Here is a 16,621-nt window from a genome sequence, read left to right as displayed (position 1 = left end):
TTTAAGAGATTTCATGTGTATGTACTGGACTTTTTGAAGGAGAAATAATTTATGGAAATTGTGATCAGCAGGCTGCCGAATTTACTGAACGGGTCTCTTTTAACCCTTGAATATAGTTTTTTCTCATTAGTGCTGGGATTGTTACTGGGGATTTTTATTGCGTTGATGAGAGATTCAAATTATAAAGTCTTATCAGGTATCTCATGGTTCTACATTTGGGTTTTTCGCGGGACTCCTCTAATGGTTCAATTATTTATCATTTATTTTGGTTTGTCCCAATTTAATATCATCATGACACCTTTTGTTGCAGGGATTTTAGGGATGACTTTAAACAATGGTTCATACATTGCAGAAATTGTCCGCTCCGGGATCCACGGGGTGGACAACGGTGAAAGAGAGGCAGCCCGTGCACTGGGAATGAGATACTGGACGGAAATGCGTCGAATCGTTGCTCCTCAGGCAGCTAAGCAATGTATGCTGCCTATGGTGAATCAATTTATTTCAGCGATAAAAAATTCTTCAATTTTATCAGTGATTACTGTTGCAGAATTGACTCGTGAAGGTCAAGTCATTGCAAATTCATCTTTTAACTATTTTCCTGTTTATATCACTGTCGCAGCTCTATACTTAATCATGACTTCTCTATGTATGATTTTATCAAATTGGCTGCAAAGGAGGTTGGGTTAGTATGACTGTTCCGATACTTGAATTAAAAAATATCCATAAAAGTTTTGGTGACAACACCGTACTCAAAGGTATCAGTTTTTCCATGGAGAAAAAAGAGCGGGTGGTCATTCTCGGTCCTTCTGGTTCTGGTAAAAGTACGTTATTGCGCTGTATCAATCATTTGGAAACTTTTGAAAAAGGAGAAGTTTTTTTTAAAGGTCAACGTGTAGAAGAAAATAAACTTCACGAGTTGCGGATGCAAGCAGGCATGGTTTTTCAAAGGTTTAATATTTTCAGTCACATGACAGCTTTGGAAAATGTCGTCGAAGGTCCCTTATATGTGAAAAAAATGAAAAAAGAGGAAGCAATGGCAAAAGGGGAAGCATTGCTTGAACGAGTCGGTTTGGGGGATAAAAAACATGCAAAACCAAGTCAGCTTTCAGGAGGACAACTTCAACGTGTAGCGATTGCCCGCGCACTTGCGATGGACCCGGAGATTTTGCTGTTTGATGAGCCGACCAGCGCCTTGGACCCTGAGTTGGTAGGAGAGGTATTGCAGGTGATGAAGTCTGTGGCAGAAGAGGGCATGTCCATGGTCGTCGTAACTCACGAGATGGGATTTGCCAAAGATGTGGCTGATCGTGTCATTTTTATGGACGAAGGTATTATCGTTGAGGAAGGGCGTCCGGAAGAAATGTTTACTTCTCCTAAAACAGAACGGAGCAGAAATTTTCTTTCCCGCGTGTTGACTCCAATGGGGGAGTAGGATTTATTCAAAAAAAGGGGAAAGGCGGTTGTTCAGCAGTTAAAATACTGCGGACAGCCGTTTTTTGTTTCGTAATTAAGAGATGTTTTTGAATAACTACTGCCAGGGAAGCAGGCGGACCTTTTTTAAAAATAGTAGTTTATTAAAGTGTGTGTATAAACAATGCAGACATAGATTTGTTAGATGAGAGCCTTTCTATTTCACTACAATTTTCGAATGTTTTATAATCATTATTTTGAAAATGAATGTGATAAGGCCGAAAGATAACTAAGACATCATGAATGAGGAGCTCTTTAAGAGCATTTTTCTGTGAAATGTATCGTTTTCAAAGACGAGTTGCTTTTATTTTTGAGTGAATTTGAAATTTTTTATTTTACAGACATGATATTGATTTTAAAATGGAGATAACTTATCATTATATATAATATGTATAAGAAAAAAATGTCTGTCTGCTTTCAAATAAAAGGCTTTGACGAAAACAGGTGGTATAAATGAAAGCGTTTTTTCTGCGGATACGTCTTTGCTATTTTCTGTAATCGCTAAGAGTAATCCGGAATTATGTTTAAATCCAGTAAAAGTTGCAGTGAATTCACTTACTAAGAAGAGTTAATTGGGTTTGCAGGTATTGTTCATTGCGGGATGGTTTTATCTAGAAGCTCCAAAATGAAAATTTTTCAATAAGAGTCTGTAGTTGGTCAATTCGAAAGTCTTTATCCACATTAATTGATTGATAGCTTGCCGGTGGAATACTTAAAACAAATAGCAGATAGATAGTAGAGAATTCAAAAAGAAGGGAGTTGACTATAGGGTAAATTGACAGAATTGGAATGATTAAAAAATTAATGAGGGTGTAAGGAGTGTTGGTTATGAAAAAAATGTTATATTTTTTAGTGTTTGTTGCTATGGCATTTTTGATCGGGGGATGTGGTGCTGAAAAAAAGAAACCCCAAGAAGACATCACCATAGATTCTAGTCAATCTAAGGAAAGTCAGGGGACGAAAATAGGAGCTGTTTTTTCTGACATCCCTGAGGAGATTCATATAGAGGGGGAAGAAAATTCGGAAAAGATTGCAGCTTTTATTTCTTTAGAAGATGCTGAAGCTTGGGTAGAGGGCGAGGATGTAGAAATAGAAAATAAATTTTCACATTTTACGATAGAATCAGCGTTTTTATGTTTTAGAAGCCTTCCCAGTGACAAATGGATTGTATTTTATGTAGATGGTGAGAAACAAGAGGTTTATAATGAACCCGCTGCTGGGGCTGAAAAACACTTCTTAAATAGCTGGTCTCGAATCGAGAATCCAAAGTATTTTAAAATAGGAGATCATGTTTGGCAGCTGGCTTTGTTTGATAAGAATGAAGATGACTATGTTTTAGAGGAAGTCTATACATTCAATCTTTTGATTCAATAGCACTCTGAATATCAATATTTTGGTAAGTGAAAAAATTCAAAAAAAGATATTGAACATGAAATAAAGAAGCACCATCATGATGACAAATTCTAGAACTATAATGAAATTAAATCTGAGAAAATATACAACCGTTAAAAAAGATACATGCTTCGACACAAACTTGCCATCTAATCTTCTGAGAAGCGATTAGACGGTTTTTTTTCAACAAAGGTGATAGAACAAGAAAAAAAGAAGGTTTTCCGTACATTAAAAGTCTTCTAAAAATTTTAAAAATCTGATTGCTGCACGAATGAGAAATTCCAGATAAAAATCAACTGCCAACTTGTTTACTTTTTTCAATACTACTTTGTAAGATAATCTTTTTACTCCATAACCGTTCGTCCCCCGTTATCTTTCCATCAACTTTGGTTAAAAATTCAGGATTAAAAAAAGAAAGACTATTTAGTGAAAATAAATGAAATTTACGCTATAATATAAAGAGCCTAAGGGGGTACCATTACAGTACGCCTGTTTTTGTTATTAGAAGACCATTCATCCGGGACAGCAGATTGTTGTAGATTGCTGTATTTCATTAATTAGATGGGTGCAATTCAAACCACTTTAGAAAATGAGAACAGTCCCGTGAGGATAGATGGATGAAAGGAGTCTATATGTTTTCAAAATATAAACCTACATGGATGATTGAGGCGATTTACCAGTTAACGCCTGATCAATTAAAAAAACATAATATCAAAGGGATTTTAACCGATTTGGACAATACATTGATTGCCTGGAATAATCCCAAGGGAACAAAGGAGTTTCATGATTGGATGGATCAAATGGATGAAGCCGGGATTCCAGTGATTGTCGTTTCCAACAATAACCGGGCAAGAGTGTCAAAGGCGGTCGAAAAAATCAACTTGGATTTTATTCACGGTGCTTTGAAACCTCTGTCTTTGGGGATTCGCCGGGGAGTCGACAAGTTAGGGATGGAGGCCGGGCAGGTGGTCATGGTGGGAGATCAGCTCATGACAGATATCCGGGCAGCTAATGCAGCAGGTGTCCGCTCCATTTTAGTAAAACCAATCGTCAATACTGATTCTTGGAAAACAAAGCTCAATCGCGCGATGGAGAAAATCGTCATGAAATATTTGCTGAAAAAACATCCTGAAATGGTTTGGAAAGGTGACTTGGAATGAATGAACAACTGAAATGTATCGGCTGCGGGGCAACTATCCAGACGACAGATAAGGACAAGTTAGGATACACGCCAAAGTCGGCATTAGAAAAAGGTTTAGAGACAGGAGAAGTTTACTGTCAAAGATGTTTTCGTTTAAGACACTATAATGATATACAAGATATCAGTTTAACAGATGACGATTTTTTGAGATTGCTGCATTCGATTTCTGAAACGGATGCCTTGATCGTGAATGTAGTTGATATTTTCGATTTCAACGGCAGTTTGATTCCCGGCTTGCATCGTTTCGTGGGAAATAATCCGGTACTGCTGGTGGGGAATAAAGTCGATATTCTGCCTAAGTCATTGAAACGAGGAAAATTGACACAGTGGATGCGCGAGCGTGCCCATGAGGCAGGGCTGAGACCGGTGGATGTGGTGCTGCTCAGCGGTAAAAAAACATCTGACATGGAAATGCTGATGGAAATTATAGAAAAATATCGCCGCGGGAAAGATGTCTATGTGGTAGGTGTGACCAATGTGGGCAAGTCTACGATTATTAACGGCATCATCAAAGCAACGGCCGGTCTGCAGGAAGTCATCACTACTTCCCAATTTCCCGGAACGACGCTGGATAAAATCGAGATACCTTTGGATGACGGACATTTCTTGATCGATACACCGGGGATCATCCATCAACATCAAATGGCTCACTATCTTGGCAAAAAAGATTTGAAAATCACCAGTCCCTCCAAAGAAATCAAGCCTAAGACTTATCAGCTGAATGCGGGACAGACACTATTTTTAGGCGGTCTGGCAAGAGTGGACTATCTTCAAGGTGAGAAAAACTCTTTGACTGTGTATGTTTCAAATGAATTGGCTGTGCACCGGACAAAGGCTCATGGCGCAGATGAATTTTATAAAAAACATGTGGGGGGCTTGTTGAGTCCGCCGCAACAAAATGAAGTCGGGGAGTTTCCTAAACTTACCCGCCGCGAATTTTCTGTTGATAAAAATACAGATATTGTATTTTCCGGTTTAGGTTGGATTTCTGTCCAAGAAAAAGCAGTGATTGCAGCTTATGCACCTGAAGGGGTAGAAGTCGTCATACGCAAAGCATTGATTTAAGAAAAGAGGTTTTTTAAGTGGAATTAAAAGGCAAGCAAAAACGTTTTTTACGCAGTCAGGCACACCATCTGAATCCGATTTTTCAAATCGGCAAGGGCGGTTTAAATGAAGCGATGATGACTCAAATCGGCGAGGCATTGGAGAAACGTGAATTAATAAAAGTCAGTCTATTACAAAATACGGATGAGGTAGCGGAAGATGCAGCAGCGATTTTGGAAGAAAAAGTTGATTGTCATGTCGTTCAAATCATCGGCCGCGTATTAGTATTGTATAAACCGTCATCAAAAGAAAAATTTCAACATTTTTCCACTATGGTTAAAACTATGAAATAATTCGGGGTGAAGAGCGTGGTTGGTAAAAAGGTACAAACATTTTTTAATCCTGTTACTGACGTGGTGGTCAGTGTGGAAGAAATCATTAAAAAAAAGCGTGTGGGGATTCTTGGAGGCAATTTTAATCCGGTTCATTACACTCATTTGTTGATGGCCGATCAGGTCTATCATCAACTTGGTTTGGACGAAGTTTATTTAATGCCCAGCAATATACCCCCTCATCAGGCGGCCAAGATGACCATCAGCAGTCATCACCGGGTGAAAATGGTAGAGTTGGCAGTAGAAAATTATCCTTATATCGGTATTGAAAAAATCGAGCTTCAACGGGAAGGTAAAAGCTATACTTATGATACAATGAAGGCACTTAAAGAAAAGAATCCTGACGTAGAGTATTATTTTATCATCGGCGGCGATATGGTGGAAGATCTGCCTAATTGGCACCGAATCGATGAGCTGGTGTCGCTGGTTAAATTTGTCGGCATAAAACGGCCCCATTATCAGGTAGAGACACCTTACCCTGTCATCTGGGTAGAAATCCCCGAAACAAGCATCAGCTCCAGCCTGATTCGCAAACGGATTAAAGACGGGTGCAGTGTGAATTTTATGCTTCCGGAAAAAGTGTTACAATATATAAAGAAGGAAGGCTTATATCTAAATGATTCTTTATAGTAAAAAATACTTTGCCGGCACTCGTGAGCAACTGGTGGAAAAAATCTCCGCTAGTATGAGTACAAAAAGATTTGCTCATGTCCTCCGGGTAGAAAAAGCTTCTTTACAACTGGCTGAGCGCTACGGCGAAGACTTGGAAAAAACAAGCGTGGCGGCTCTGGTTCACGATTATGCAAAGGAGCGTCCCGATGAAGTTTTTATCAGCCTAATTGATGAGGGGAAATTTTCTCAGGAACTGAAAAGTTACGGTAATGAAATCTGGCACGGCATCATTGGTGCAGATTTTATCGAGCAGGAGCTGGGGATATCTGATGAAGATATTTTACAGGCTGTCCGCCTGCATACGACGGGAGCAAAGGAAATGTCCCTTTTGGCACAAATCATTTACGTGGCGGATTTTATCGAAGAAGGACGGGATTTCCCCGGTGTTGCCGCAGCCAGACGACTGGCGTTTGAAAACTTGGCATCCGCTGTTGCCTTTGAAACGAAGCACACGTTACAATTTTTGATTGAAAAAGAAGTTAAGATATACCCAAAAACCATTGAGACCTATAACGCTTGGGTAGCAAACTGATTTAAGATAAAAAAGACATAAAGATATTCGACAATCGAACCATTCAAGGAGGGATTTATTATCAACAGTGAAAAATTATTAGAATTGATTGTTAAAGCTGCTGATGACAAAAGGGCAGAAGATTTATTAGTACTGGACGTTCGTGAGATTTCAGTACTAGCAGATTATTTCATCATTTGTCATGGGAACAGTGAAAAACAAGTCGGAGCCATCACTGATGGTGTAATCGAAGCAGCCCAAAAGGCCGGCGTAGATGTGGGCAGAGTGGAAGGCAGAGAGATGGGCAAATGGGTCTTGGCAGACCTTGGCGATGTGATCGTCCATGTGTTCCACGGAGATGAAAGAGGATTTTACAATCTAGAAAAACTGTGGTCCGATGCGCCATCCGTTTCAATCACTAGATGGGTGTCTTAAAATGACTTATGAAAATTTTGCTTTCATCTATGATGAAGTCATGGATGAAAGTTTATACACTTCTTGGCTGGCGTTTGCGAAACGCCATTTTGCTCCTGAAACCAAGAGGCTGTTAGAGTTGGCGTGCGGGACAGGCGCGTTAGCCTGTGCGTTTGCACGGGAAGGTTTTGATGTTACAGCACTGGATTTATCTGAAGAAATGCTTATGGTGGCCAGCAGCAGGGCGGCTGTTGAAGAGGTAGAGGTGCAATTTGTTCAGGGGGACATGTTGGATCTGTCTGAAGTAGGTACTTATGAAGCCGTCACTTGTTTTTCAGATTCTCTGTGCTATATGCCCAACCGCCAATCTGTCCAACAAGTGTTTGATACCGTTTATTCAGCGTTAGAAGACGGGGGCGTGTTTATGTTTGATGTGCATTCCGTCTATCAGATCAACCAGGGATTTCTCGATTACTCTTACCATTATCAAACAGAAGATTTTGCCTTTTTGTGGGACAGCTATCCCGGCGAAAAAAAAGACAGTGTGGAGCATTTCTTGACATTTTTCGTCAGAGAGGACGACAAATTTCTAAGGTTTGACGAACTGCATAAAGAAAGAACCTATTCACTGGAAAACTATTATACACTGCTGGAAAATGCTAACTTTAGTCACATCAGCATTTACGGGGACTTTTCCGATACGAAACCTGACGAACAGACAGCACGCTGGTTTTTCGTCTGTAAGAAATAAAAAAAACGCTGGATTCAGCGTTTTTTATTTTTTAGATTTTATCTATACAGTAAAATGGGACAACTAAACGTCCATTTAAATCTTCTACTTTATCAGCATCTTTTACTTCAAAACTATTCACCTCGACCAGTGCTGACAAATCATACATTTTTTCAACCTTCGCAACAAAATGTTCTTTTAAAAGTGGGCTTTTACAGCGATAAGTTTCACCGATCATAATTTTGTCCGCTTCCATAGTGCGCTCCTCTCGTGTGACAACTCAAAAAATGTCATAAGACATCTTCTTTTTTTATAGATGATACCACGGTCGAGTCGTTTTGTAAAATTATTCACTATAAAAACATCATTTTTTCTTTAGTCAGTCTATTTAGAGTATTGTAAGCTCTGCCCCTTGATTTACTTATTCAAATAGTGTAAATTAATTGAGGAAGATTACGGTTGTTGCTCTTGAAAAATAACAATGTTCGGTTTTTCCTAAATTATGATCAAGGGAGGTTTCCAATATGAAAATTTTCGATTATGAAGATATTCAATTGGTTCCAAACAAATGTGTTGTCAAAAGTCGCTCAGAGTGCGATACAAGTGTTACTTTAGGGAAACACTCTTTTAAAATGCCTGTGGTACCGGCAAATATGCAAACAATTATTGATGAAAAAATTGCGGAATGGCTGGCACAAAACGGTTATTTTTACATTATGCACCGTTTTGAAGAGGACAAGCGGATACCTTTTATTGAAAGAATGCATAGTAAAGGTTTGATTGCTTCCATCAGTGTGGGAGTCAAAGATTACGAATATGATTTCGTCAGAGAATTAGCTGACAAAAAATTGCTTCCAGAGTTTATTACGATTGATATCGCTCATGGACACTCAGATGCGGTAATCAACATGATCAAACATATAAAGGAATATTTACCGGAAACATTTGTGATTGCCGGAAATGTGGGCACACCTGAAGCTGTGAGAGAGTTGGAAAATGCTGGAGCGGACGCAACAAAAGTCGGCATCGGTCCGGGAAAAGTCTGCATCACTAAAATCAAAACAGGCTTCGGCACAGGGGGTTGGCAGCTGGCGGCAGTCAGACGTTGCAGCAAGGCGGCAAGAAAGCCGATTATTGCGGATGGAGGCATTCGTACTCCAGGGGACGTGGCTAAATCCATTCGTTTCGGTGCCAGTATGGTCATGATAGGTTCTTTATTTGCCGGTCATGAGGAATCACCGGGAGAAACAAAAGTAGAAGACGGCGTAGTTTACAAAGAGTATTTTGGCAGCGCGTCAGAATTCCAAAAAGGCGAAAAGAAAAATGTTGAAGGAAAGAAAATTTGGGTTCACCACAAAGGTTCTTTGGCTGACACTCTAGTTGAGATGCAGCAAGATCTTCAATCATCTATTTCCTATGCCGGCGGCCGGGACTTAGAAGCCATACGGAAAGTGGATTATGTTATCGTAAAAAATTCTATCTTTAACGGAGATACAATTTAATCATTGTTAAAAAGCATGGACTTAATTAAAAGTCTGTGCTTTTTTATTTTCCAGTCAATAGTATCATTGACGAAAATTATTTTTTAAAATATCATTCTAGTACCTGAGACGGATTTTTATCAAATTACTTGATTCATCGTAGTAAAAATGCTAAACTCTAACTACTACGATAGACGTAGTATGATGGTCGTAGTAAAACGAGGTGACAGTATGATTAGCAGTGAAATGATTAGAGGGTACAATGACCCCATTATTTTATCGATTCTGACGGATGGGGATTCTTACGGCTATGAGATTTCGAAAAAAATCAGGGAGATGTCAAAGGGCAAGTATATTATCAAAGAGACCACATTATATTCTGCTTTTGCCAGATTGCAAAAAAACGGTTTGATTACTTCTTATCCAGGGGATGAAACTTTTGGAAAAAAAAGAACGTATTATAAAATCACCGCCAAAGGTTTGGAATTTCTGATTGAAAAGCGAGAAGAATGGGAGATTACCCAAGAGGTTGTCAAGATTTTTTTAGGAGGAAACTAGCATGGATACTATCAAAAATTATGTTGAAACAATGTTTATCAATTTACCGGAAATACCGGAAATATTACAGCTAAAGGCTGATATTCTTGCCAATATGGAAGATAAATTCGAGGAACTTCGCGAGGAAGGCATGTCAGAGAACGCTGCTATCGGTCAGGTGATTTCTGAATTCGGCAATATTGAAGAAGTCCTTGAAGAGTTTAATATCGGGGAAGAGCAGGAGATGACGACAGACGAAGCCTTGCCAACGATTGATTCTGTCGAAGTGGAAAAAATCATGGCAGCAAAAAGAGGGGTAGGATTGAAAGTCGGTTTAGGAGTGATGGCCTGTTGTGTCGGTGTGGGGATGTTTTTTGCGAGTAATGCAAATATGAATGAAGGTCTAGGTTTTATCAGTTTCTTTTTGATGGCAGCTATAGGTGTGGCTTTGTTTATCCTTGGAGGCTTTCAAAATAGTAAATTTGAATATCTAGAGAAACCTTTTGTGATGACTGGAGCCATTCGCCGGAAAGTGGAAAAACAGAAACAGGCATTTGAAAAAACGTTTATCGTAAGTATTACTCTAGGAGTTGTTTTGTGTATCCTTTCAGTGATTCCGTTCATGGTTACTTCAGTTATTAATAATGATGGCGCGCCCTACGAAGAGAGAATGCTTGCGGTGATGTTCTTCATTGCTTCTATAGGTGTCTTTCTGTTCATTTACGCAGGCGTTATCCAAGGGACATACACACTCCTGTTGGAAAAAGGACTGACAAAACAGCCCACAAAAACGGAATTAAAAAAATCCCTGCTGGTTCAAAAGATTGATGCAGTTTTAGGGCCTATTGCTTTAGTTGTTTTCTTTATTTGGGGTTTATGTTTGGCGGCTTTGGGATTGCTTGGATTATCTTCCCTATTGTTGCAATTTTGGGTGGTATTTTGGAATCGTATAAATAAAAAATACTGATTTAGCTGGTGAGTGTTGAACGAGGTCCGCTAAATCAGTATTTTTTATTTATTTTTAAAAATTGAAGCAGCTAGTATTTTTTTCAATGGATAATAAGCAATTAGGACAATAATGATAGCGGCAATAGCATTAAGTAAAGTGATGTATAGAGTGCTGATACTATTAGTGACTGCTACTCCCAAAGAACTTCCCAAATATAGAGACATGACCAGATTTTTGAAAAAAGTCATGATTAGTTTAGCGATTCCTCCAACAAAGGCAGGAACAAAAAGTTTGATAAACTTATTTTGCTGATGTTTAAAAATTTTAAAGGAACTGTAAATTGCTCCTCCTACGATAAAACATTCAAGAATAAAGTATGGCGCTTCAATGGCAAATCCATTGAGGACATCAAAAAGAGCGAAACCGATGCCGCCAGCAAGAGCTCCTTGCCAGTAACCCAGCAGTAAGACAGACAAGATAAAGACGCTGCTGCCAAAATGGACAAAGGGTGTCCCTACTAACGCCGGTAGAGGAATTCTGATTGTGGTGGCAATGGTCACCAAAGCGGCAAAAATGCCGATCGAAACAATGTCCCGGAGATCTATTTTTTTAGTTTGCATATTAACAACTCCTCTGTTAAAGTTTTTCGGAATAGCGAAGGGCGCCATGCCAGATATATCCAGTATAAGGATTAAGAAAAATGCCGTTTTTGATGGCGGCAGTGATGTAATTTTTGGACACTTGAATATTTTGCTTGATTGTCATTCCTTTAGCAAGGTTGGCAGTGATGGCCCCTGCGAAGGCGCAACCGGCACCATGATTAGTCAGAGTTTCGATTTTTTCTTCTTTAAAAAAATGAAAGTCTTTCCCATCATAAAGCAAATCAACGGCTCTGTCTCCCGGGATACGGGAGCCGCCTTTGATGACCACATATTCTGGCCCCAGCTGTTTGATTTTGATTGCCGCCTCTGTCATCTCCTCGATTGTTTCGATAGCTGGCATCTGTGCCAGAATCGCAGCTTCAGCAAGGTTTGGTGTCACAACTGTTGCCATAGGAAAAAGGCGTTCCACCATCTCCTTCAACATATCAGAATGCAAAAGTTTTTTCCTGCTTTTGACAGCCATTACCGGATCAACGACAATATTTGTTTGTTTCTCTTTTTTTAATTGTTTTTCTATCAACTCGATCATTTCAAAACTGCCAAGCAAGCCGATTTTTACGGCGTCCAAAGCTCCTCCCGAAAAAGCTGTTTGTAATTCTTGCGCCACAACATCATCCGGTATGGAAAAAATATGATGCTTTTTATTTGTCGGGTCTACGGTCAATATGCTGGTGATGGCACTGATGCCAAAGGTGCCAAACTCCTGAAAAGTTTTTAAATCCGCTTGGATGCCAGCACCGCCTCCAGCGTCAGAACCAGCGATTGTCAGTGTTTTCTTAATCATCTCATGCTCCTCAATGACTGTTAGTTGTCGTCAATTATTCTTTTCTCGGCGTGGTTATACGCACCGTGCCAAATGTGACCCACATATGGGAAAATATCTATGCCATTTTTAATTGCTTCTGTCACAAATTCTTTAGCTTGCTGCACTGCTTTTTCTGTGCTCAGTCCTTTAACGAGACCGGCAGTGATAGCAGCGGCAAAAGTACAGCCGGCACCGTGATTATTGTGAGTTTGAATTTTATCGTCAGAAAAAACAGTAAATTCTTTGCCGTCATAAAATAAATCAATGGCTTTATCTGTTCCCAGTGCCTTGCCGCCTTTGATGACTACGGTTTTCGGACCCAAGTCCATAATCTTTTTCGCCGCTTCCTTCATGTCATCCAATGAAGTGATTGTGGGTACTTCTGCCAAGAATTTTGCTTCCAGCAAGTTTGGCGTGGCGATTGTTGCTAAAGGCAGCAATAATTTTTTCATGGTTTCGACATTTTCAGGTTGGAGCAATTCATCAGAACCTTTACAAGCCATCACTGGATCGATGACCACCTGTTTGACGTTATATTTTTTTATGTACTCAGCCGCTATTTCAATCGTTTCAATAGCTCCCAACATACCTGTTTTTAGACCGTCAATCGGTTCGCCGGAAAAAATTGTTTTTAATTGCTGTTCTACGAGTGCCGGTTCCATAGGTGTGACATGGTGTGACCAATTATCATCTGGGTCCATGGTGACCACGCTGGTAATCGCACAAAAACCGAAAGTTCCGAATTCTTGAAAAGTTTTTAAATCTGCTTGGATGCCGGCACCGCCGCTTGAATCTGAACCGGCTATGGTTAAAGTTTTCTTGATCATGCATATATCCCCCTTTTTTCTGTTACATTCATCATACAAAAGCTAAAGGTTGAATAAAACATCCAATTAGAGTATATTGGACCCATCCACTTTAGGAGGAGATAGTGCATGTGGAAGATAGATCATAAAAACCATCAGCCTTTATACCAGCAAATTGTACAGCTCATAGAATCCAAAGCGACCACAGGAGAACTTTTACCTGGTGAAAAACTGCCTTCAGAAAGAGAGCTTGCCAAAATATTAAATGTGAACCGCTCGACTATTGTCAGAGCTTTTGATGAATTAGCTTCCAGAGGTGTTATCATTCGTAAGCGGGGAAGCGGGACAATAATCAATGACGGGGAATGGGATATCCAAATGTTTGAAGGAATCAACTGGCGCCATTATCTGCAAAAAGAAACGTTAAGTACAGAAGGAACTTTCAGAGAGGAAATCTACTCCCGGCTGGCAGAGAAAAACCATCATGTTATTGACGGCTATTCCTCTGAGCTGCCTATCGAATTGATTCCAGAGTTGAAAATTCCAAGTATGAACTGGCGGGATATTTTGGAAGAAGATCTGCATCAAGAAAAACTTGGATATATTGAGCTGAGAAAATCATTGCAACATTTGATGACGCAGGAATTTTCGTACAAGATGGACTTGGATGAAATCTTGATTACTGAAGGGGCGCAGCAAGCCATCTTTTACATTATTCATGCTCTCTTGAAAAAAGATGATATGGTGGCGATCGAAACACCTTCATTTTTTTATTCGCTGCCAGTTTTCAGCAATGCAGGCATTAAAACGGTGGGGATTCCTGTGGACCGCGAAGGGATTCAGCTAAACATTTTGGAGAAAAAATTTCAACAATTTCCGGTGAAGATGCTGTTTGTTAATCCCTCTTATCAGAATCCCACAGGTACTAGTCTGACACTGGAACGTAGAAAAGAATTGATTGAGCTATGTAAAAAATATCAAGTTGCCATAGTCGAAGATGACGTGTTCGGCTTTTTGAAATTTTCTAAAACTAAGCCCGTTCCCCGTTTGAAAGAATTATCGGAAGAAAATGTTATTTATATCGGCTCGTTAACTAAAATATTAGGATCTACCATTCAGATTGGCTGGGTCAATGCCCCAAAGCGTGTCTTGGAACAGATGATCAAGGTCAGGGAACGATGGGAATTTTCTTTGAGTATTTTCCCGCAAATGTTGGCAACTTTCGGCTTGCAAGACCAGTCTTTTACCCCTCAGCTGCATCATTTGAAAGATGTGTTGGAAAAAAGAAAAGATTTGCTGGTAGCATTAATGAAAAAAGAGCTGACCGAAGAGTTTTCTTTCTACACGCCTGAAGGGGGCTACTATCTTTGGTTGACGTTTTTACAGCCGACGTTGTCAGTCAGCGACTGGAAGTCTTTATTGGAGACAGAGTTGCTGGTGATGCCCAGTTTTTTACTAGGTAAGGACAAACAAAGTATGCGAATCAATTACGCACGTCTTTCAGAAGAAGACTGTTTTCGTGTGGTGGAAATTTTAAAAAAACTTTGTTTAAAGTGGCAGAAAAAAAACTATCCTGCTCTTTTTTTGGAGAGTTAGGATAGTTTAGGTTTACTATCAGTACTTGTTGACAATTTTAATTAAAAAGCTGTTATGGCTTGATTATTTTGTATCCACTTCCGTCAATACGCCATCTTTCATCTCTAACACTCTGTCACATTTTTTCAGCATGCGCTGATCATGAGTTACCATGATGACAGTTGTTTCCATTTTCTCAGATATCCGTTTGAAGATATCGATGGCTTCAAACGCCCGTTCCGTATCTAAACTGGCAGTTGGCTCATCAGCTAAAATAATTTTGGGTTCGCGCAGCAGTGCCAGCCCAATTGCTGCCCGTTGTCTCTCTCCGCCAGAAATGTCTTCAGGATATTTTTTTTGCAAATGAGAAATATCCAGTTCTTCCATGATTTGGCTGATTCGTTCAGGATTAGTTTTTTCACCACTATATTTGTACTTTAACTCAAATTGTTCCTTGATGGTCAGGAATGGAACCAAATTGGAAGCTTGTAAAACAAAGCCAATATCTGAAAATCTAACATCAGATAATTCTTCGCTATTCATTCCATTCAGCTCTTTATGATTGATTTTAATCGTACCTGCTGTCGGTTTTTGCAATGCCCCCATAATTGTAAGCAATGTGGACTTGCCAGAACCGCTTGGACCAACGATTGCGGCAAATTCCCCTTGCCGAATCACTAAATCAGTTGATTTTAATATGTTGACCTCTTTACCGGCAACATTAAAAGATTTTGTTACTTCAGTTAATTCTATGACATTCATTTTTATTCCTCCTATAATGCTTCCAGCGGATCGATTTTAAGCACACTTCTGGCTGAGAAAATACTGCCTATAAGAGAACAAACCACAAACAGTGCAGTGATGATTCCCATCAGCATCCAGTTGATTTCGATTGGAACCGTGGCAGGTATAAAGTAGGCTGTCACTAACGTTAGAATCAGTCCTATGACTACACCGATTCCGCTGACAAGAATGGACTGAAAGACAACAGAATGACTGATGAACTTGTTGCTGATTCCCTGAACTTTAAGAATGGCAAAAATCCCTTTTTTCTGCATCGTCAAGATATACATGAATATCCCGATGATCACAGCAGCAATAATGATTAATGACACAATCATCAACCCGAATGTCAACAGTTGGGCCTGATAACCGGGGATCGCATTAATAAATTCTTCATTTGATAAATACTGTAAATTATTCTCTTCAAGTTTGGTCTTGGAAATCTTTTTGTTAGTAACGACTGCTGAAACTCGGTTTGGCATATTAGGTGTGGATGTGGTGGTCGCATCTACTTCATCATCACCGGTTGAGTAAATCATCATGGCTTGTGATGCCATTTCCAAATTTACATATCCCACAGGTTGAGTATTATATTCCGATTTTTCAGTGAAGCCGACGATTTTAAATTCTCTTCCAGTACTACTGATTTTAAGTTGGTCATTTAATTTAACTCCAGCGATGTCTTTAAAAGTGCGGGATAAAACAATCTCGTTTTCACTTTCAACTTCTCTTCCTTCAATAAGAGGGGACATTACATTGGAATCAGGCTGTTCAACACCCATCAGAACAAGGTCATATTGTTTTGATTTTTGTTTATTAACAGTCACAACAGTGGTTGCTAAATTGATTTTTTCACCCTCTGTTATGCCGGCTTTTTTTAGAACGTCCTCATCTATGGAAGAAGCATAAATATTATCGTTCGCTGATTTTTCTAAAATGATGCTGCGATTATCCCAGTAGTTAACCGCAGTAGTATTAGCGTTGGCCAATCCATAAGCAAGTCCTGTTAAAAAATAGACTAGGTATGCAATCAACACTGTGACCATGATAACCATGAAAAATCGCAGTTTTTCTTTTTTCACTTCTTTTATTGCTAGATACATATTATCCCCTAAAAAAATAGGGTTTTTCCCTCCTTCGACTTATCAGATGATAAGTTTCATCTTAAAAAAAAAATAAACACTTAAATTTTATAAA

Annotated in this window: 20 protein-coding genes; 14 read left to right on the top strand and 6 right to left on the bottom strand. The window is 39.4% G+C overall.

The genetic code is table 11. From position 1 onward, the window contains the following. Window positions 1-51 precede the first annotated feature (51 nt). The 10 genes from AC4PHI_RS11050 (at window position 52) to AC4PHI_RS11005 (ending at window position 7,847) form a co-directional block, all read left to right on the top strand. Entirely contained in the window at window positions 52-687 is a 636-nt protein-coding gene (locus AC4PHI_RS11050) for an amino acid ABC transporter permease (protein WP_492199919.1), read from the top strand. Window position 688: 1 nt separating this feature from the next. Continuing rightward, window positions 689-1,432 (top strand): amino acid ABC transporter ATP-binding protein, encoded by a 744-nt coding sequence (locus AC4PHI_RS11045; RefSeq protein ID WP_492199918.1) that lies wholly within the window; start codon window positions 689-691, stop codon window positions 1,430-1,432. An 866-nt stretch (window positions 1,433-2,298) separates the two neighbouring features. Then, the gene (locus AC4PHI_RS11040) at window positions 2,299-2,844 is read left to right on the top strand and encodes a hypothetical protein (RefSeq protein ID WP_492199917.1); all 546 of its coding nucleotides are present in this window, start codon (window positions 2,299-2,301) and stop codon (window positions 2,842-2,844) included. 650 nt (window positions 2,845-3,494) lie between these two features. Continuing rightward, a complete protein-coding gene (locus AC4PHI_RS11035) occupies window positions 3,495-4,022 on the top strand; it encodes a YqeG family HAD IIIA-type phosphatase (RefSeq protein ID WP_492201588.1) in 528 nt (175 codons plus the stop codon). After that, complete coding sequence (gene yqeH / locus AC4PHI_RS11030) at window positions 4,019-5,128, top strand: ribosome biogenesis GTPase YqeH (RefSeq protein WP_492199916.1); 1,110 nt, start codon at window positions 4,019-4,021, stop codon at window positions 5,126-5,128. The genes AC4PHI_RS11035 and yqeH overlap by 4 nt, the downstream gene beginning before the upstream one ends. A gap of 17 nt (window positions 5,129-5,145) precedes the next feature. Beyond that, complete coding sequence (gene yhbY / locus AC4PHI_RS11025; RefSeq protein ID WP_492199915.1) at window positions 5,146-5,460, top strand: ribosome assembly RNA-binding protein YhbY; 315 nt, start codon at window positions 5,146-5,148, stop codon at window positions 5,458-5,460. 60 nt (window positions 5,461-5,520) lie between these two features. Continuing rightward, window positions 5,521-6,129, top strand: a complete 609-nt coding sequence (locus AC4PHI_RS11020; RefSeq protein ID WP_492201587.1) for a nicotinate-nucleotide adenylyltransferase — start codon at window positions 5,521-5,523, stop codon at window positions 6,127-6,129. After that, the gene (gene yqeK / locus AC4PHI_RS11015) at window positions 6,119-6,703 is read left to right on the top strand and encodes a bis(5'-nucleosyl)-tetraphosphatase (symmetrical) YqeK (protein WP_492201586.1); all 585 of its coding nucleotides are present in this window, start codon (window positions 6,119-6,121) and stop codon (window positions 6,701-6,703) included. Before AC4PHI_RS11020 ends, yqeK begins: the two co-directional genes overlap by 11 nt. Before the next feature lie 84 nt (window positions 6,704-6,787). Further along, a complete protein-coding gene (gene rsfS / locus AC4PHI_RS11010) occupies window positions 6,788-7,117 on the top strand; it encodes a ribosome silencing factor (protein WP_492199914.1) in 330 nt (109 codons plus the stop codon). 1 nt (window position 7,118) lies between these two features. Continuing rightward, window positions 7,119-7,847: a class I SAM-dependent DNA methyltransferase gene (locus tag AC4PHI_RS11005; protein WP_492199913.1), complete on the top strand. Its 729-nt coding sequence runs from the start codon at window positions 7,119-7,121 to the stop codon at window positions 7,845-7,847. A gap of 31 nt (window positions 7,848-7,878) precedes the next feature. Here the strand turns inward: AC4PHI_RS11005 and AC4PHI_RS11000 are convergent, their stop codons facing one another. Next, window positions 7,879-8,082: a DUF2187 domain-containing protein gene (locus AC4PHI_RS11000; RefSeq protein WP_492199912.1), complete on the bottom strand. Its 204-nt coding sequence runs from the start codon at window positions 8,080-8,082 to the stop codon at window positions 7,879-7,881. Window positions 8,083-8,350: 268 nt separating this feature from the next. On the opposite strand from AC4PHI_RS11000, the gene guaC reads away from it, so the two are divergent. The 3 genes from guaC to AC4PHI_RS10985 all read left to right on the top strand — a co-directional run bounded on the left by guaC (window position 8,351) and on the right by AC4PHI_RS10985 (window position 10,811). Then, a complete protein-coding gene (gene guaC, locus AC4PHI_RS10995) occupies window positions 8,351-9,328 on the top strand; it encodes a GMP reductase (RefSeq protein WP_492199911.1) in 978 nt (325 codons plus the stop codon). 210 nt (window positions 9,329-9,538) lie between these two features. Continuing rightward, window positions 9,539-9,865, top strand: a complete 327-nt coding sequence (locus AC4PHI_RS10990; RefSeq protein ID WP_492199910.1) for a PadR family transcriptional regulator — start codon at window positions 9,539-9,541, stop codon at window positions 9,863-9,865. A 1-nt stretch (window position 9,866) separates the two neighbouring features. Further along, window positions 9,867-10,811 (top strand): permease prefix domain 1-containing protein, encoded by a 945-nt coding sequence (locus AC4PHI_RS10985; RefSeq protein ID WP_492199909.1) that lies wholly within the window; start codon window positions 9,867-9,869, stop codon window positions 10,809-10,811. 44 nt (window positions 10,812-10,855) lie between these two features. On the opposite strand, the gene AC4PHI_RS10980 is transcribed toward AC4PHI_RS10985, so the two are convergent. From AC4PHI_RS10980 to thiD (AC4PHI_RS10970), 3 genes are read right to left on the bottom strand one after another with little or no spacing between them, the layout of a single operon-like run. Next, a complete protein-coding gene (locus AC4PHI_RS10980) occupies window positions 10,856-11,413 on the bottom strand; it encodes an ECF transporter S component (RefSeq protein ID WP_492199908.1) in 558 nt (185 codons plus the stop codon). A gap of 16 nt (window positions 11,414-11,429) precedes the next feature. Further along, on the bottom strand, window positions 11,430-12,239 hold the full coding sequence (gene thiD / locus AC4PHI_RS10975; RefSeq protein ID WP_492199907.1) for a bifunctional hydroxymethylpyrimidine kinase/phosphomethylpyrimidine kinase: 810 nt from the start codon (window positions 12,237-12,239) through the stop codon (window positions 11,430-11,432). Between the two features lie 20 nt (window positions 12,240-12,259). Then, window positions 12,260-13,087 carry a bifunctional hydroxymethylpyrimidine kinase/phosphomethylpyrimidine kinase gene (gene thiD, locus AC4PHI_RS10970; protein ID WP_492199906.1) on the bottom strand — a complete coding sequence of 276 codons (828 nt, stop codon included), beginning with the start codon at window positions 13,085-13,087 and terminating at the stop codon, window positions 12,260-12,262. A 108-nt stretch (window positions 13,088-13,195) separates the two neighbouring features. On the opposite strand from thiD (AC4PHI_RS10970), the gene AC4PHI_RS10965 reads away from it, so the two are divergent. Then, window positions 13,196-14,662, top strand: a complete 1,467-nt coding sequence (locus AC4PHI_RS10965) for an aminotransferase-like domain-containing protein (RefSeq protein ID WP_492199905.1) — start codon at window positions 13,196-13,198, stop codon at window positions 14,660-14,662. Window positions 14,663-14,725: 63 nt separating this feature from the next. Here AC4PHI_RS10965 and AC4PHI_RS10960 read toward each other — a convergent pair whose 3' ends face one another. Continuing rightward, the gene (locus tag AC4PHI_RS10960) at window positions 14,726-15,403 is read right to left on the bottom strand and encodes an ABC transporter ATP-binding protein (protein ID WP_492199904.1); all 678 of its coding nucleotides are present in this window, start codon (window positions 15,401-15,403) and stop codon (window positions 14,726-14,728) included. Between the two features lie 11 nt (window positions 15,404-15,414). Then, window positions 15,415-16,527 (bottom strand): ABC transporter permease, encoded by a 1,113-nt coding sequence (locus AC4PHI_RS10955; protein ID WP_492199903.1) that lies wholly within the window; start codon window positions 16,525-16,527, stop codon window positions 15,415-15,417. Between the last annotated feature and the right edge of the window lie 94 nt (window positions 16,528-16,621).

The sequence above is a fragment of the Vagococcus sp. QWL-13 genome (assembly GCF_058683555.1).
This window is presented reverse-complemented; position numbering and strand designations above follow the sequence as displayed.

Bases quoted from the DNA above. Each gene is read 5' to 3' on its own strand.
- AC4PHI_RS11050 (WP_492199919.1), top strand. From the start codon at position 52: ATGGAAATTGTGATCAGCAGGCTGCCGAATTTACTGAACGGGTCTCTT.
- AC4PHI_RS11045 (WP_492199918.1), top strand. From the start codon at position 689: ATGACTGTTCCGATACTTGAATTAAAAAATATCCATAAAAGTTTTGGT.
- AC4PHI_RS11040 (WP_492199917.1), top strand. From the start codon at position 2,299: ATGAAAAAAATGTTATATTTTTTAGTGTTTGTTGCTATGGCATTTTTG.
- AC4PHI_RS11035 (WP_492201588.1), top strand. From the start codon at position 3,495: ATGTTTTCAAAATATAAACCTACATGGATGATTGAGGCGATTTACCAG.
- yqeH (WP_492199916.1), top strand. From the start codon at position 4,019: ATGAATGAACAACTGAAATGTATCGGCTGCGGGGCAACTATCCAGACG.
- AC4PHI_RS11005 (WP_492199913.1), top strand. From the start codon at position 7,119: ATGACTTATGAAAATTTTGCTTTCATCTATGATGAAGTCATGGATGAA.
- AC4PHI_RS11000 (WP_492199912.1), bottom strand. From the start codon at position 8,082: ATGGAAGCGGACAAAATTATGATCGGTGAAACTTATCGCTGTAAAAGC.
- guaC (WP_492199911.1), top strand. From the start codon at position 8,351: ATGAAAATTTTCGATTATGAAGATATTCAATTGGTTCCAAACAAATGT.
- AC4PHI_RS10990 (WP_492199910.1), top strand. From the start codon at position 9,539: ATGATTAGCAGTGAAATGATTAGAGGGTACAATGACCCCATTATTTTA.
- AC4PHI_RS10985 (WP_492199909.1), top strand. From the start codon at position 9,867: ATGGATACTATCAAAAATTATGTTGAAACAATGTTTATCAATTTACCG.
- AC4PHI_RS10980 (WP_492199908.1), bottom strand. From the start codon at position 11,413: ATGCAAACTAAAAAAATAGATCTCCGGGACATTGTTTCGATCGGCATT.
- thiD (WP_492199907.1), bottom strand. From the start codon at position 12,239: ATGATTAAGAAAACACTGACAATCGCTGGTTCTGACGCTGGAGGCGGT.
- thiD (WP_492199906.1), bottom strand. From the start codon at position 13,087: ATGATCAAGAAAACTTTAACCATAGCCGGTTCAGATTCAAGCGGCGGT.
- AC4PHI_RS10965 (WP_492199905.1), top strand. From the start codon at position 13,196: ATGTGGAAGATAGATCATAAAAACCATCAGCCTTTATACCAGCAAATT.
- AC4PHI_RS10960 (WP_492199904.1), bottom strand. From the start codon at position 15,403: ATGAATGTCATAGAATTAACTGAAGTAACAAAATCTTTTAATGTTGCC.
- AC4PHI_RS10955 (WP_492199903.1), bottom strand. From the start codon at position 16,527: ATGTATCTAGCAATAAAAGAAGTGAAAAAAGAAAAACTGCGATTTTTC.